General features: G+C 47.7%; 2 protein-coding genes. Both read left to right on the top strand.

Annotated elements, in window-relative coordinates; translation table 11 throughout:
- On the top strand, window positions 1-302 hold a 302-nt coding region (locus tag J7438_RS26615), incomplete at its 5' end, for a cytochrome P450 (RefSeq protein ID WP_209279036.1).
- 4 nt (window positions 303-306) lie between these two features.
- Window positions 307-698: hypothetical protein (locus tag J7438_RS26610; RefSeq protein ID WP_209279035.1), on the top strand; the 392-nt coding region annotated here is incomplete at its 3' end.

Genomic DNA, 698 nt, shown 5'->3' with positions numbered 1-698 from the left:
GTGTAGAACTTGAACAAGGAGCCCTGCTGAATATCAACTTTGCTGCGGCTAACCGGGATGAAAGTCGATTTGATAATCCAAACGAGTTCAATCCGCTACGAGCCAATGTGAAAAGACATTTCAGTTTTGGCGGCGGGAAACATCAGTGCATGGGTCGTCTTCTGGCTACCCGCGAAGTCATCGAGGTGCTTCAGGCAGTTCTGGCCGATGCGCGCCAACTTACATTTGCATCGGGCTACTCGCCAGCCATCGAAGGTGTGGCGTTCCGCTCACCTGCACAATTACATTTACAGTGGAAGTAACGGTATGATCGCCACGAAAGAAATCACACAGCATAAAAGCCGCATCACAGGGAAATCTTGGCAAACGTTGAACAGCGTTTACTATGATTGTCACGTCGTTTCTCTGGCTCAGATATTACCTAAAGAACTGTACTATCCGTGGTTGACTCTGACTGCATTGCCTTTCATTGAATCTCAATGGCGTGGTTTAAGTTGTCGCAATGCTCTGGACTCGGAGCACAAGCGGGATGAGGTGCTGTTTGATCAGATGGGTCTTTCTAAGCAACTCGTTCCGATCACTGGGGATTTGGAACAACAAATTCGATCTACGGTAGAAGAGCAGGGATACTGTATCTGCCGTGTTGATAGCTACTATCACGAGCATTTTGATGAGTTTTACCTCAAGGAACACCGTAC

Origin of the sequence: Thalassotalea sp. G20_0, from assembly GCF_017744175.1 — a bacterium.
In the GTDB taxonomy this organism is placed as follows: domain Bacteria; phylum Pseudomonadota; class Gammaproteobacteria; order Pseudomonadales; family Endozoicomonadaceae; genus Endozoicomonas.
This window is presented reverse-complemented; position numbering and strand designations above follow the sequence as displayed.